A 14161-nucleotide genomic window follows, 5' to 3' on the forward strand; every position below is an offset into this window, starting at 1 on the left:
AAATGCAAATTCCATTAGGGGCTAATATATTAATGTTCATCTAATAAACTAATCCTAATAGTGCGACACCTTCATTGTGCCATAACCATTACTAGGGAAAAGAGACACTGCATCCATGAAGAGCTTCACTCCAGGCACTATGCTCGTGATCGGCGTCGCAGCGGCAATGGCGGGAATTGACTGGCTCGTGCATCGCTATCGAACCAAACGGCTGCAGCAAAGGGCTCGGTTGGGCCAAACGGGTAGGTAAGATCGGGCTGCCAAAGATATGGCAGCCCCACGCCATCAAGAGAGCATGCTTCTTAGCATCCAGGCGGTTTTTTCATGAATATCGATACGCTGGGTCAGCACATCGGCGGTGGGCTGGTCATTAACGGCATCGACCAGATCGAACAGTTTTCTGGCGGTTCTCGCCGTGGCTTCTTGCGCCAACACCAGATGTTTGAGCATTTCACTGGCACAGGGCACCCCTTCGACCTCCTCAATGGAGGAGAGACGGACAAACTCCTTGTATGTGCCGGGTGCGGGGAAGCCCAATGCGCGGATCCGCTCGGCGATAACATCCAGCGCATTCCACTGCTCGATGTATTGATCCATAAACATATTGTGCAGGCTGTTGAACTGCGGGCCGGTTACGTTCCAGTGAAAATTGTGGGTCATCAAATAAAGGGTGTAACTATCGGCAAGCAGTGCCGACAATCCATCTGCAATTTTCTTGCGATCGGCGGCTGAAATACCTATATCCATTTCTGGTAAAACCACACTCTCTTTTTTCATCACGCTAACTCCTGTTATTGGCTTTCGGCTTGATAAATTTGGCCGATGCTTTTGCAACAATCATCCCGCCGACCGACGCTACGGCATTCAGGCGATAGATACCGTGACGCTGGTCGACTATTCTGGCCGACAGCGCTACTTTGCTGCCGATATCGATGGGAGCAATAAAACGAACGGTCAGCTCCGCTGTTAATCCTCTTATTCCCCGTTGCAGCAACGCATGTGTCATCACCGCATCGAGCAGGGTGCTGGTCATGCCGCCATGCAAAATATCGCTGTAACCCTGATGGCGCTGGTTGGCAATAAACAGCCCTTCCGTCGTCCCTTCCTCCCCCTGATCAAAGCGAATTCCCAGTGAATCCGGATTATGAGTGCCACACACCATGCAACGGGCGTGGGACATCATGGTCTGTTGATAGTTCTCTGATTGATATTCATCCACTTGATCTATTCACTCGCTATTTGGCCACTCGCATGTTGAGAACAGAGTGCTAGGAGAGCAGCTCTTCGATGGCGGCATGTGCCTGGGTGCCATAGATGATGGAGGGGCCGCCTCCCATCAATACCGCGACATCCACGGTGGCAATCAGTTCCGCTCGCGAAGCGCCGGCCTTCACGGCTCCGGCAACATGGGCGGCAATGCAGCCATCGCAGCGGGAAGCGATACCAATACCGAGGGCGATCATTTCCCGATATTTCAACGCCAACGCCTCGTCCTCTTTCATAACGGCTTTGTGCAGCGCAATAAACGCATTCATGGTATCCGGGCTGCTCTTGCGATAAGCAGAGCCAAGCTGGTGTTGTTCTTTATTGATCTCTCGATAATTTTTCATCACGTTATTTCTCCGGTGTGAAAATCTCACCTTTATAGAATGACTGCACTGTCATGCTGATTAACCAGATGATCAATACAATCAGGGCACACACCACTGTTTTGGCCAGATAATATGGAATGATATTCCCGGTTGCGTCGGCAAACATGGCCGAGGCTGCGGAAAACGCCGCCAGTGGAAATGAGTACGCCCACGAAGAGAGAAAAAATTTCAGTTTAAAAAAAAGTGAGGGTGTTGTACATCAGCAAGATAAATACAAACAGCGCAAAATAATAAATGACATGGGCAAACAGGTCGCTGGAACTGGCTATTTCGCTATACGAGATAAATCCGATGGAAGGTGGTGCCAGCAGAATAAACATGGTGGGCATCAGCTTCTCGGGCAGGCTCTCATGAAAGAACAGCCGATAGAGCACTATGGTCAGCAGAGAGAACCTGAAAATAAGGCCAATGCTGAAGAAGAACAGGCTGATCTCGTGAAAGCCAAGCGGCACGCCCCCCAGGGGCACCACGATATTGCCGACAATCGGTATAAACCATGCCGGGTTGGTGTGGGTGATTGTGAAATGGTCGCGATGGATCCAGTTGCTCATGATGTAGAGGGTGAAGAGCAGCTGCAAGCTGGCGCCCGCCGACCAGAGGGCCAGCGCTGCATCATGCCAGCTGGCCCAGTAGGCGGATTGCAGCAGCAAGCTGATTGAGATGGTCGGGAAGAAGTTGATCCTGACCGGGTGTTTCAGCTCATGCAGGAACTCGTCATTGTGTCTGAGAATTTTCCAGCCATACATCACCAGAAACGTCACAAGTAGCAGGGAAGACAAGACCCCGAACAGGAACCCTGCCGACTGCAACAGCAGCAGATCCGGAAACGCCTTGCGACAGGCAATCGCCGCCCCCGTCAGCCCCATGATGATTGAAAACAGTGTGACAGGCATATGTGCAATCTTGGTTATGGAGGGGATTTGCTTACCCTCTTGATTCAGGTTTTCCATCAACGTTCCCCTCCAGTTCGGCCTAGCGGTTGTGCTTACTCTTCACAACATTTCTTGTGGTTGTGCTGACGGTTACCCTGACAGCCCTGCTGTTGTCCGGAGGCTGACTTGCAGCAACCCCCTTTGCCAAGGCGGCCACGGGGAGCGCATTGACGGCTTCCCTTGCCGTGATGGCCAGCCCCCTCTGCGCAGCGCGATGCACTGCCCTGTTCAGCGGATGTCAGCTCGGTCAGATTGCCCGACTCATTGCTCAGCATGTCGGCCATAGCGAGACGCCCCTGACTGGCCTGATAGACGGCAAGCCCACTGCCCAGCAGCTTGCCAAGCATCTTGCTACCAATATTTTTCAACACGATACGACGGGCCCCCTGCGCCTGAAGCAGCTCCGCCAACGCACTTTTGCACTCGTTGCCAGCCACCGGATTGGCGATCTCTGCCAGGGTGCTCCTCTGTTCATCTACGAATACAAAGCGCTCTGCCTTGGCAAAATGTCCTGCGATATGGTCGTCATTCATCGGAATGGCTGTGATGATGGTCATTTGACCTCCTGCTATCACTGTTGATATTCCGGCCCTGCCCCTTGCCATTCTGCACTCGTCCCCTTGTTCAGGATCTTCCCGCAGGCTTGTCGGTTGGCATGGCCATGTTCCCAGCCTCTTGCAGCAACCAGATGAAGAGCCGTACGCATCAACTTTTACTGGTTTAGTCACGCATCATTCGGCTCGATAAGCGTCTGCTCATGATGCTGCCGTAATTGGCATATGCCATGTATACGCTCGGTTTATGGCATATGCAACAAACTATTTTTACCAACGAAGAGGTTCAGGGACTCGTTAAGGCCCGCCCAAGCATCATTCCAGGGCGCGCCAATCCGCTATCCGCGAGGGCAAAAGGCAGGGGGAGAAATGGCGCATAAAAATCCTAATCCGCCCGGCGAAATGGCGACTTTTTGTGAGAAGGGTCACATCTGACGGCCCCGTTTAACCACATATAAATCCAGACCATGCTGATGATTAATTTATTGATATGGCGTATTGCAAATCTGATGGCGAGCCTAACATCAATTCATTTATCTGTTTTTAAAGAAAAAATGAATGGTTGACTAAAAATGGCGAGTCCTGCCTGAAAACGGGATCTTCATCACATCGCGTTTTACTGCGCACAAAAATCCAGTGATTAGCACATTTGTCCGATAGGGAGGGGGCGGGCGAGCCGCGATAATGATCAGGTCATTTTTATCCAGTACGTCGATACGTACTCACGCATAGCTTCCGTCACCGGAAGCGGGGAGAGCGCTATGATCACCACCTTGATCAATGAACATCTGATCAACCTCGATTTGAAAGCGACGCGTAAGGAAGAGGTCTTCACCGAGATGGCCCGCCTGCTGGCGTCGCAAGGCAAGGTCAGCGACGAGCAGGCCTTTATCAAGGATCTGTGGGCCCGCGAAGAGCTGGGCAACACCGGCTTTGAAGAGGGCGTGGCCCTGCCCCACGCCAAGAGTGCAGCGGTCTGCAACCCGGCGGTCGCCATCGGCATTAGCCGCAACGGCATCGAGTACGGCGCCGAAGATGGCAAGCCGTCCCACATTTTCTTTATGATCGCCTCCCCCGATGGCGGCGCCAATCACCATATCGAAGTGCTGGCCGAGCTCTCCGGCAAGCTGATCGAAGAGGGCTTTATCGCCAAGCTGCTGGCGGCGAAAACTCCGGCCGATGCGCTGGCGCTGCTGCTGGCCAAGAAAGAGGAGCAGAGCGCGGCCCCGACCACCAGCAAGGGCTTTATCATCGGTGTCACCGGCTGCCCGGCCGGTATCGCCCACACCTATCTGGCGGCCGAGTCGCTGGAGCGCGCCGCCAAGGAGCTGGGTTATGAGGTGAAGGTGGAGACCAACGGCTCCATCGGCGTCAAGAACAGCCCAACCGCGGACGAGATCGCTCGCGCCAGCGCCATCGTGGTCGCCTGTGACAAGCAGGTGGACATGGCCCGCTTCGCTGGCAAGCCGCTCATCAAGACCGGCGTCAAGGCCCCCATCAAGGATGGCAAGGGTCTGATCGAGCAAGCCCTGAAAGCCCCCGCCTATGTGGCTGGCAAAGAAGATAAAAAAGGTGAAGAGAAGAGCGCGGGTGGCAGTTCCGATCTCTATCGCTACCTGATGAACGGCGTCTCTCACATGATCCCGTTCGTGGTGACCGGCGGTCTGTTGATTGCGCTGGCACTGGCCATCGGCGGCAACCCGACCTCGAGCGGCATGCAGATCCCGGAAGGGAGCATGTGGAACCAGATCCTCAACGTCGGCGTGGCCGCCTTCACCCTGATGATCCCCATACTGGCGGGCTATATCGCATACGCCATCGGTGATCGTCCGGCGCTGGCACCGGGCTTTATCGGTGGCTGGATCGCCAACAACGGCAGCTTCTACGGCGCGGATGCCGGTACCGGCTTTATCGGCGCCATCATCGCGGGCCTCCTGGTCGGCTATCTGGTGCGCTGGATTGCCACCCGCCAGTACCACAAGATGGTGCAACCGCTGGTGCCGATCCTGATCGCCCCCATCGTCGGTTCCCTGTTTATTGCTGCGGTATTCATCTTCATTATCGGCGCCCCGATTGCCGACATGATGACCGGCCTCAACGCCATGCTGCTCTCCATGAGCGGTGGCAGTCTGGTGCTGCTGGGTATCGTGCTCGGTGGTATGGCCGGCTTTGATATGGGTGGCCCGGTCAACAAAGTGGCCTTCCTCTTCTCCGTCGGCATGATCGCCTCCGGTCAGACCCAGTTTATGGGTGCCATGGCCTGCGCCATCCCGGCTGCGCCCCTTGGCATGTCGCTGGCGACCGTGCTCGGTCGCAAGCTGGGTATCTTCGATGCCTCTGAAATCGAAGCGGGCAAAGCCGCCGGTGCCATGGGTCTGGTGGGGATCTCCGAAGGGGCGATTCCGTTCGCCGCCCGTGACCCGCTGGCCGTTATCCCGGCCAACATTCTGGGCAGCATGACCGCCGCCGTGATGGCCTTCCTGTTCGGCATCACCAACAGCGTTGCCCACGGTGGCCCCATCGTGGCCCTGCTGGGTGCGGTCAACAAGCCGCTGCTGGCCCTGCTCTGCATGGTCTGCGGTGCCATCGTGACCGGCGTGGTGGCGGTTGCCCTGAAAAAACTGCGGGTCAAAAAGAGTGATGAGGTAACTCTGGCCAAGGCGGCCTGAGTACCCCTCGCCATCGCGGCTCGTAGAGCATAAAAGAGGCCACCCCACGGGGTGGCCTCTTGTTTTTTGGGGATGGCTGGTGGGCCGTATTCCCCAATATCGACACTCACGAAATGGTGGTCGATAAGCACTCTTCCTCGTCTCTCCCCTTTCCTTTCCCTGGCTCCCTTCTGGCCTCTCCCCTCCTCAGCCCAGCACTCACACAGAGCGCCAAACTGGCTGAAATGGCAGCAATCCGGCGTCAGCGGTGTGATGTTTCTCACGCTTTGTCCGCGAAAGCGCAAAAACTAGGAAAATTTCCTAGCCCCACTAGGGATGGCTCTCAAGCCATTTTTTGCCCCTCTTATTAGAGTCATCCCACCTGATGTCGTGACCCGCACCGCGACGGGCAATGTGCCCCGTCATCCCGTGCCGGGCCCGGGTTTATATGGATGGAGCGTCGAGCGCAGCAACGGCTGACAGCCCCGACGTTCCGTTCCCCCTTCCGTGGCGTGACCTCGAACAACCTATCTACAAATGAGGGGCGCGGCGGAAATACCGTCTATCTCGCAGAGGATGAACGAAGATGTTGAAATTGCTCCAACAGGTCCGGGTCCCCACCCTCGACCTGCCGGTCGAAGCCCGGCGCAAGCTCTGGTTCAAGCCGTTTATGCAATCTTATCTGGTTGTATTTATTGGCTATTTGACCATGTATCTGATCCGCAAGAACTTCAACATTGCGCAAAATGACATGATCCAGGAGTACGGTCTCTCCATGACCGAGCTTGGCATGATCGGCCTTGGCTTCTCCATCACCTACGGGGTGGGCAAGACCATCGTCTCCTACTATGCCGACGGCAAGAACACCAAGCAGTTCCTGCCACTGATGCTGATCCTCTCCGCTCTGTGCATGCTGGGCTTCAGTGCCAGCATGGGCGGCACAGGTTTCAGCCTCTACTTCATGATCTTCTTCTATGCCCTGAGCGGTTTCTTCCAGAGCTGTGGCGGTTCGTGCAGCTACTCCACCATCACCAAGTGGACCCCTCGCAACAAGCGCGGCACCTATCTGGGTATGTGGAACCTCTCCCACAACGTGGGCGGTGCCGGTGCAGCCGGTGTGGCGCTGTTCGGTGCCAACTACCTGTTCGATGGCAACGTGCTCGGCATGTTTATCTTCCCCTCCATCATCGCGCTGATCGTCGGCTTTATCGGCCTGCGCTTTGGTAGCGATTCACCGGAAGCCTATGGCCTTGGCAAGGTGGAAGAGCTGTTTGACGAAGTGGCGAGCGAAGAGGATATCGCTACCGAAGAGCAGCAGCTGACCAAGTGGCAGATCTTCGTGAAGTACGTGCTGCTCAACAAGGTGATCTGGCTGCTCTGCTTTGCCAACATCTTCCTCTACGTGGTGCGTATCGGTATCGACCAATGGTCTACCGTCTATGCCCACCAGGAGCTGGGCTTCTCCAAAGACGTGGCCATTCAGGGCTTTACCTTCTTCGAAGTGGGCGCTCTGGTCGGCACCCTGATGTGGGGTTACCTCTCTGATCTGGCCAATGGCCGTCGTGGTCTGGTTGCCTGTGTGGCACTGGCGCTGATCATCGCCACCCTGGGTCTCTACCAGCATGCAACCACCCAGTTCATGTTCCTGGGCTCCCTGTTCACCCTGGGCTTCCTGGTGTTTGGTCCGCAACTGCTGATCGGCGTCGCCGCCGTGGGCTTCGTCCCCAAGCAGGGCATCAGCGTGGCCGATGGCGTCAAGGGCACCTTTGCCTACCTCATCGGTGACAGCTTCGCCAAACTGGGTCTGGGCATGATCGCTGATGGCACCCCCATCTTTGGCTTGACCGGCTGGACCGGCACCTTCGCCGCGCTGGATATCGCAGCCGCCGCCTGTCTGGTACTGATGGGTTGTGTCGCGGTCGCCGAAGAGCGCAAGATCCGCCGCATCAAGCGCGAACTGAAAGCCGCCGAACTGGCCGCCCAGACCGCCTGATAGCCATAACAACAGACGCAGATTGTTCAGGGCCACCCACCGGGGTGGCCCTTGTTGTTTGAAGCAACTAGACACCCGACTGGCCCGGCATGAACCTGCACTGCCGTTCAAGGGGCAGGCATATCCCCATCAAGATCCCACTTTTCATATGCGCTTTTGGTAAAAGCCCCCCGCAGGCGCTATCTTGTTGCTCCCCCTTGTCAGCATCACAGAGAGCAGATGAAGATCGTCGCCGTCACCGCTTGCCCGACCGGTATCGCCCATACCTATATGGCTGCCGATGCCCTGCAAAAAGCCGCCACTGGGTTGGGACTCAAGATCAAGGTCGAGACTCAGGGCGCCATGGGCATGGAGAACATGCTGACCGCCCGCGATATTGCCAGCGCCGACCTGGTGCTGATTGCCTCCGATATTGAGATTGAGCAGAAAGAGCGCTTCCTCGGCTGCACCATCCATCAGGTGAGACTGGAAACTGTGTTGCTGGATGCCAACGCCGTACTCAAGGCCCTGCCGATCCCGGCCTGATGCTGACCCGCGAGATCACCTTCTACTGCCAGCAGGGGTTGAGCATCACCCAGGCCAAGCAGTTGAACCGGCTGGTGGGGATGTTCAAATCCACCATCCGCTGTGCCAACCTCACCCGGCGTCAGACCGTTGCCGCAAGCAACCAGCTCTCCCTGTTGACCCTCGCCACCCAGCCCGGCGATCTCTGCCAGTTGCAGATCGAAGGATGCGATGCCGAGCTCGCCCACATGGCCTTCACCTGCTGGTGCGGGGAGCTGGGTCAACCGCTGGTGCGCCCGCGCACCGCCGCGCTGGCGGAGTTGCGACTGGCCAACGCCCTGCCCGACTACCATTTTGCCCTGTGCCAGCTGGCCCACAGCCCCGAACCGCTGACCAAAGCCGAGGCCCTCGAGCATCTAATCGATCTGCTGCCCGCCGAGCTGATCACCGACCGCGCCACACTGACCGCTGCGGTAGAGCGGCGCGAGCAGGTATCGGCCACCATCATCCGCCCCGGCCTTGCCATGCCTCATGTATTGAGCGAAGGGATCAGCCAGCCAGCGCTGACCCTGCTTAGCTGCAAGGAGCCCATCGAGTGGGGCTCTCAAATCGGGCAGGTGCAGACCATTATTCTGCTGGCGGTGCCGGTCGGTAGCGGACGGGAGACCCTGCGGCCCCTCACCCGACTGACGCAGGCGATGATCGACGATGTGGTCAGCCACGCCCTGCTGCAGGCAGGCTCGGCCCCCGCCCGTCAGGCTATCGTGATTGAGAGCTTGCTGAGCTAGGCGAATTGGCTCTGGGCACTGCTTGTTGTGACGCCACAGCCATTCATCCTGCCCTCAGCACCCTGTGGTACACTCGCTGCCATCGTCTGTCTGAAGTGTGTATCCGATGAAATCTCCCCGCTCCCGTCTCTCTGTCAGCCGCGCGCCGCGCGATAACGCCCCGCGCACGGCGGCCAAACCAGCCGCACCCCGCCATGCATCCCCCCGCAAACCGGAGCTGGCCCCAGAGGATCGCAAATTGCTCCTGCTGAACAAGCCCTATATGGTGCTCTGCCAATTCACCGACGAGGCGGGCCGCGAGACCCTCAAGGATTACATCAAAGAGCCCGGCATCTATGCCGCAGGGCGGCTCGATCGCGACAGCGAGGGGCTGCTGCTGCTCACCAACGATGGCAAGCTGCAGGCACGCCTCACCCAGCCGGGGGAAAAGACCCCCAAGACCTACTGGGTGCAGGTGGAAGGGCTCCCGAGCGAGGAGAAACTGGCCGCCCTGCGCGCCGGTGTGGAGCTCAATGACGGCATGACCCTGCCCGCCGGGGCGCGCATCATGGATGCACCTGCGGTGTGGCCGCGCAATCCGCCCATTCGCGAGCGCAAGGAGATCCCCACCAGCTGGCTGGAGATCAAGATCATCGAGGGGCGCAACCGGCAGGTGCGGCGAATGACCGCCCATATCGGCCACCCCACCCTGCGCCTTATTCGCTACGCCATCGGCGACTGGACCCTGGATGGTCTGGCACCCGGCGAGAGCCGCAGCCTGCCCGCCCCCGAGCTGGCGCCGAGCTCCAGCAGCCGCCCGCGTCCCTCCTCATCCCGTTCAGGCGCTCATACCGCCAGGGATGCGCCACGGCGGGCCAGCCAGCCGAGACGGGACGAGCGCCCCCGCACCACTCACCCAACCGAGCGTTCAACTTCAAACCCGACCGGCGGCAAACCCCGCAGCAGCGGGCGAGGAACGGCACGCAGACCCGCCCGTGCGGGCAATCCCGATAGCAACGACAAGGAGTCATGATGAGCAATCAGGCAGAGCAATCGACCACCAGCCACGCCCGCATGGAGGCGCGCCTGACGGTCGCCGCCCTGGTGCAGTGGCAGGGCCGCTTTCTGGTGGTTGAAGAGGAGATAAAAGGCAAGCGCCGCTTCAACCAGCCCGCCGGTCATGTGGAGGCCGGTGAAGATCTGCTCACCGCCGCCTGCCGCGAGCTGAAAGAGGAGACGGGGCTGACCGCCACGCCTACCGCCTGGCTTGGCACCTATCTCTACAAACCGGCCGACAGCGAGGCCACCTATGTGCGCACCGCCATCATCTTCGACCTTGAAAAAGCGCCCGGTCAGCACCATCCAGAGGATCCTGATGGCGACATCCTCGCCTGCCACTGGCTCACCCTGGAGGAGATCGCCGAGTGCAAACCGGCCCTGAGAAGCCCGCTGGTGTGGCAGTGCATTCAGGATTATCTGGCGGGGACACGGCTGCCGCTGTCGGCACTCAAGGCCTTCATCTGAAAGCCTGCCCACGCTCTTACTACGAGGCCGTGATCAAGGCTCATGTGCTGCTCGCTTGTTTGCAATCAGGAAAGCTCACGTATATCTATACGTTCCGGTTCCTGCGCTGCTCTTTACCTTGCTGACGGCCTCTCGTGACAGATCGTAAACAGGCTATACGGGACCGTTTGGCGCCACTTTTTCATCATGGTGCCAACAAATAGAAAAACGATTTCCTGCTATCAGGCTCCTGATGGGAACTGCGGCATGGATATGTGACCGGGGGCGCAAAACTCTGGTAGAATACGCCCCGTTTAAACGAACTGGTAACTTCGACTAATGACAGACAACAGCCAAATCAAGGTGATCGTCGGCATGTCCGGCGGCGTGGATTCTTCCGTCTCGGCCTACTTGCTCCAGCAGCAGGGCTATCAGGTCGAAGGCTTGTTCATGAAGAACTGGGAAGAAGACGACACGGACGAGTACTGCTCTGCCGCCCAGGATTTGGCTGATGCCAAGGCCGTCTGCGACAAGCTGGGGATGAAACTCCACACTATCAACTTCGCGGCCGAGTACTGGGACAACGTGTTCGAGCACTTCCTCGAAGAGTACAAGGCTGGCCGCACGCCGAACCCCGATATCCTGTGCAACAAGGAGATCAAGTTCAAGGCGTTCCTCGAATTTGCCGCCGAAGAGCTGGGTGCCACCTACATCGCTACCGGCCACTATGTGCGCCGTGACGACAGCACCGGCCGCCCGCGCCTGCTGCGCGGTCTCGATACCAACAAGGATCAGAGCTACTTCCTCTATACCCTGAGCGAGAAGCAAGTGGGTCAGAGCCTGTTCCCGGTTGGCGACCTGGAAAAGCCCGAGGTTCGCCGCATCGCCGAGCAGCTCGATCTCATCACCGCCAAGAAGAAAGACTCCACCGGCATCTGCTTTATCGGCGAGCGCAAGTTCAAGGACTTCCTGGCCAAGTTCCTGCCCGCCCAGCCCGGTAAAATCGAGACCGTGGATGGCAAGGTGATCGGCGAGCATCAGGGTCTGATGTATCACACCCTGGGCCAACGCAAGGGGCTCGGCATCGGTGGTCGTAAAGATGCCACCGAAGAGGCCTGGTACGTGGTCGACAAAGAGGTCGAGCGCAACGTGCTGGTGGTGGCGCAGGGCGAGCATCCCCGTCTCTACTCCGATGGTTTGATTGCCAGCCAGTTGCACTGGGTGGATCGCACTCCGATCCGCGAGCCGCGTCGCTGCACCGTCAAGACCCGCTACCGCCAGCAGGATATCCCCTGCCTGATCCAGCCCATCGACGACGAGACCATCCGGGTCATCTTCGACGAGAAACAGGCTGCGGTCACCCCGGGCCAATCCGCCGTCTTCTACGACGGGGAAGTGTGTCTGGGCGGCGGCATCATCGAACAACGTTTCAGCCATCCGGTTTGAATCCTTAACAGAAGGCAGCAGACGTGAGCGATAAATTCCAAGACAGAACAATGGCCTTTGCCGGCATCTGCCAGGCCGCGTATCTGGTGCAGAAGGTGGCCCGAGACGGCAGCTGTGACGAGGCCGCCCTGCGCGAGAGCCTCTCCAGCATTCTGGTGACCAACCCGAGCCAGCCGCTCGAGGTGTTCAACAACACCCATCTGGCCATTCGCGACGGCTACCGTGCGCTGGTCGAGCAGCTGGGTGCCGACGGCAGCCAGAAGAATGCCGAGCTGACCCGCTACGTGGTGAGCCTGATTGCGCTGGAGCGCAAGCTGGCCAAGCGCAAGGACATTCTCAATATGCTGGGTGAGCGGATCAGCCAAATTGGCCGCCAGCAACAGCACTTCGATCTGCTCGACGAGCAGATTTTGGCCAACATGGCGAGCATCTACAGCGATCTTATCAGCCCCATCGGGCCGCGCATCCAGGTGGCGGGTACCCCGCTGTTCCTGCAGCAGCCGCTGGTGCAGCACAAGGTGCGCGCCCTGCTGCTGGCGGGCATTCGTGCCTGCGTGCTGTGGCGTCAGCTCGGTGGCAGCCGCACCCAGATCATCTTCGCCCGCAAGAAGATGGTGGAGCTGGCCAAACGTTACTAATCATCGGCTCGCGCGCGGGCAAGCGAGGTCAACATCAGGGTGAACAGCCGCACATCCGCCTTGATGACGACTCAGCCCCACGCGCGAGTGGATACGGATCCCCCACACAAATCATCAGGAGTTCACCCCATGGAGCTGTCCGCGCTGACTGCTGTTTCCCCGATTGACGGTCGTTATGGCGACAAGGCCGATGCCCTGCGCCCTATCTTCTCCGAATTCGGCCTGCTGCGTTTTCGCGTCGAAGTCGAGGTGCGCTGGTTGCAAAAACTGGCCAGCCACGCCGGGATCCCGGAAGTCCCTGCCCTGAGCGCGGCAGCCAACGCCCTGCTCGACGGCATCGTCAGCAACTTCAACGAGAGCGACGCCGCCCGCATCAAACAGATCGAGCGCACCACCAACCATGATGTGAAAGCGGTGGAGTACTTCCTCAAAGAGAAGGTTGAAGTGAACCCGGAGCTGGCGGCTGTCAGCGAGTTCATCCACTTCGCCTGCACCTCGGAAGACATCAACAACAACTCCCACGGTCTGATGCTGAAAACCGCCCGCGAAGAGGTCATCAAGCCTTATTGCGAGAAGCTGATCAGCGAGATCAAGCGTCTGGCTCACGAGTACCGTGACATGCCGCTGCTCTCCCGCACCCACGGTCAGCCGGCAACCCCGAGCACCATGGGCAAGGAGATGGCCAACGTCGCCTACCGTCTGGAGCGCCAGTTCAAGCAGATCATGGCGGTGGAGATCCTCGGCAAGATCAACGGTGCGGTCGGCAACTACAATGCCCACCTCAGCGCCTACCCGGATGTGGACTGGCACCAGTTCTCCGAGGAGTTTGTGACCTCCCTGGGTCTGACCTGGAACCCCTACACCACCCAGATCGAGCCGCACGACTATATCGCCGAGCTGTTCGATGCCATGGCCCGCTTCAACACCATCCTGATCGACTTCGACCGCGATGTGTGGGGTTACATCTCCCTGGGTCACTTCAAGCAGCGCACCATCGCCGGTGAAATCGGCTCCTCCACCATGCCGCACAAGGTCAACCCCATCGACTTCGAGAACTCCGAAGGCAATCTGGGTCTGGCCAACGCTGTGTTCCAGCATCTGGCGAGCAAGCTGCCCATCTCCCGCTGGCAGCGTGACCTCACCGACTCTACCGTGCTGCGCAACCTGGGTGTGGCGGTGGGTTACTCCCTGATTGCCTATCAGGCGACCCTCAAGGGTATCTCCAAGCTGGAAGCCAACGACGCCGCCATGGCCGCCGATCTGGATGCCAACTGGGAAGTGCTGGCCGAGCCGATCCAGACCGTGATGCGCCGCTACGGTATCGAGAAGCCTTACGAGAAGCTCAAGGAGCTGACCCGTGGTCGCCGCGTCGATGCCGAAGGGATGCGTACCTTTATCGACACCCTGGAGCTGCCGGAAGCGGTCAAGGTTGAGCTGAAGAAGCTGACCCCGGCCAACTACATAGGTGACGCCCAACGTCTGGTTGATCTGCTGAAGTAAGCCAACCGGCAGTGACGAAGGGGC

The 14161-nt window shown here is 58.6% G+C and carries 14 protein-coding genes; 9 read left to right on the plus strand and 5 right to left on the minus strand.

The genetic code is table 11. The annotated features are described in order from the left end of the window. Positions 1 to 285: 285 nt before the first annotated feature. The 5 genes from OKB77_RS16885 to OKB77_RS16905 all read right to left on the minus strand — a co-directional run bounded on the left by OKB77_RS16885 (position 286) and on the right by OKB77_RS16905 (position 3141). Positions 286 to 777 (minus strand): Dps family protein, encoded by a 492-nt coding sequence (locus tag OKB77_RS16885; protein ID WP_270818000.1) that lies wholly within the window; start codon positions 775 to 777, stop codon positions 286 to 288. 4 nt (positions 778 to 781) lie between these two features. Beyond that, complete coding sequence (locus tag OKB77_RS16890) at positions 782 to 1219, minus strand: PaaI family thioesterase (RefSeq protein WP_270818001.1); 438 nt, start codon at positions 1217 to 1219, stop codon at positions 782 to 784. 49 nt (positions 1220 to 1268) lie between these two features. Beyond that, entirely contained in the window at positions 1269 to 1610 is a 342-nt protein-coding gene (locus OKB77_RS16895; protein ID WP_005353600.1) for a carboxymuconolactone decarboxylase family protein, read from the minus strand. A gap of 215 nt (positions 1611 to 1825) precedes the next feature. Beyond that, positions 1826 to 2545 (minus strand): SLAC1 anion channel family protein, encoded by a 720-nt coding sequence (locus tag OKB77_RS16900; protein ID WP_270818002.1) that lies wholly within the window; start codon positions 2543 to 2545, stop codon positions 1826 to 1828. Between the two features lie 92 nt (positions 2546 to 2637). After that, on the minus strand, positions 2638 to 3141 hold the full coding sequence (locus tag OKB77_RS16905; RefSeq protein WP_270818003.1) for a NifB/NifX family molybdenum-iron cluster-binding protein: 504 nt from the start codon (positions 3139 to 3141) through the stop codon (positions 2638 to 2640). A gap of 758 nt (positions 3142 to 3899) precedes the next feature. On the opposite strand from OKB77_RS16905, the gene OKB77_RS16910 reads away from it, so the two are divergent. From OKB77_RS16910 to purB, 9 genes are all read left to right on the plus strand, one after another. Then, a complete protein-coding gene (locus tag OKB77_RS16910) occupies positions 3900 to 5807 on the plus strand; it encodes a PTS fructose transporter subunit IIABC (protein ID WP_270818004.1) in 1908 nt (635 codons plus the stop codon). A gap of 565 nt (positions 5808 to 6372) precedes the next feature. Next, a complete protein-coding gene (gene uhpT, locus OKB77_RS16915) occupies positions 6373 to 7779 on the plus strand; it encodes a hexose-6-phosphate:phosphate antiporter (RefSeq protein ID WP_005353611.1) in 1407 nt (468 codons plus the stop codon). Between the two features lie 219 nt (positions 7780 to 7998). Then, positions 7999 to 8304, plus strand: coding sequence for a PTS fructose transporter subunit IIB (locus OKB77_RS16920; protein WP_005334611.1), 306 nt, complete (start codon positions 7999 to 8001; stop codon positions 8302 to 8304). Then, a complete protein-coding gene (locus tag OKB77_RS16925; RefSeq protein ID WP_270657467.1) occupies positions 8304 to 9071 on the plus strand; it encodes a PTS sugar transporter subunit IIA in 768 nt (255 codons plus the stop codon). The genes OKB77_RS16920 and OKB77_RS16925 overlap by 1 nt, the downstream gene beginning before the upstream one ends. A gap of 106 nt (positions 9072 to 9177) precedes the next feature. Beyond that, entirely contained in the window at positions 9178 to 10083 is a 906-nt protein-coding gene (locus OKB77_RS16930; RefSeq protein WP_270657468.1) for a pseudouridine synthase, read from the plus strand. Then, positions 10083 to 10574: an NUDIX hydrolase gene (locus OKB77_RS16935; RefSeq protein WP_270818048.1), complete on the plus strand. Its 492-nt coding sequence runs from the start codon at positions 10083 to 10085 to the stop codon at positions 10572 to 10574. Before OKB77_RS16930 ends, OKB77_RS16935 begins: the two co-directional genes overlap by 1 nt. A gap of 318 nt (positions 10575 to 10892) precedes the next feature. Further along, on the plus strand, positions 10893 to 11999 hold the full coding sequence (mnmA, locus tag OKB77_RS16940; RefSeq protein ID WP_005353619.1) for a tRNA 2-thiouridine(34) synthase MnmA: 1107 nt from the start codon (positions 10893 to 10895) through the stop codon (positions 11997 to 11999). A gap of 23 nt (positions 12000 to 12022) precedes the next feature. Further along, positions 12023 to 12637, plus strand: coding sequence for a high frequency lysogenization protein HflD (hflD, locus tag OKB77_RS16945; protein WP_005334622.1), 615 nt, complete (start codon positions 12023 to 12025; stop codon positions 12635 to 12637). A gap of 129 nt (positions 12638 to 12766) precedes the next feature. Beyond that, positions 12767 to 14137: an adenylosuccinate lyase gene (gene purB / locus OKB77_RS16950; protein WP_088868772.1), complete on the plus strand. Its 1371-nt coding sequence runs from the start codon at positions 12767 to 12769 to the stop codon at positions 14135 to 14137. Positions 14138 to 14161: the final 24 nt, after the last annotated feature.

This window comes from Aeromonas sp. Y318-3 (assembly GCF_027706185.1).
GTDB classification, from domain to species: domain Bacteria; phylum Pseudomonadota; class Gammaproteobacteria; order Enterobacterales; family Aeromonadaceae; genus Aeromonas; species Aeromonas veronii.

What these genes read in the sequence shown, in the direction of transcription:
- OKB77_RS16885 (WP_270818000.1), bottom strand. Translation starts at nt 777, where the DNA reads ATGAAAAAAGAGAGTGTGGTTTTACCAGAAATGGATATAGGTATTTCA.
- OKB77_RS16895 (WP_005353600.1), bottom strand. Translation starts at nt 1,610, where the DNA reads ATGAAAAATTATCGAGAGATCAATAAAGAACAACACCAGCTTGGCTCT.
- OKB77_RS16900 (WP_270818002.1), bottom strand. Translation starts at nt 2,545, where the DNA reads ATGCCTGTCACACTGTTTTCAATCATCATGGGGCTGACGGGGGCGGCG.
- OKB77_RS16905 (WP_270818003.1), bottom strand. Translation starts at nt 3,141, where the DNA reads ATGACCATCATCACAGCCATTCCGATGAATGACGACCATATCGCAGGA.
- OKB77_RS16910 (WP_270818004.1), top strand. Translation starts at nt 3,900, where the DNA reads ATGATCACCACCTTGATCAATGAACATCTGATCAACCTCGATTTGAAA.
- uhpT (WP_005353611.1), top strand. Translation starts at nt 6,373, where the DNA reads ATGTTGAAATTGCTCCAACAGGTCCGGGTCCCCACCCTCGACCTGCCG.
- OKB77_RS16920 (WP_005334611.1), top strand. Translation starts at nt 7,999, where the DNA reads ATGAAGATCGTCGCCGTCACCGCTTGCCCGACCGGTATCGCCCATACC.
- OKB77_RS16925 (WP_270657467.1), top strand. Translation starts at nt 8,304, where the DNA reads ATGCTGACCCGCGAGATCACCTTCTACTGCCAGCAGGGGTTGAGCATC.
- OKB77_RS16930 (WP_270657468.1), top strand. Translation starts at nt 9,178, where the DNA reads ATGAAATCTCCCCGCTCCCGTCTCTCTGTCAGCCGCGCGCCGCGCGAT.
- OKB77_RS16935 (WP_270818048.1), top strand. Translation starts at nt 10,083, where the DNA reads ATGAGCAATCAGGCAGAGCAATCGACCACCAGCCACGCCCGCATGGAG.
- mnmA (WP_005353619.1), top strand. Translation starts at nt 10,893, where the DNA reads ATGACAGACAACAGCCAAATCAAGGTGATCGTCGGCATGTCCGGCGGC.
- purB (WP_088868772.1), top strand. Translation starts at nt 12,767, where the DNA reads ATGGAGCTGTCCGCGCTGACTGCTGTTTCCCCGATTGACGGTCGTTAT.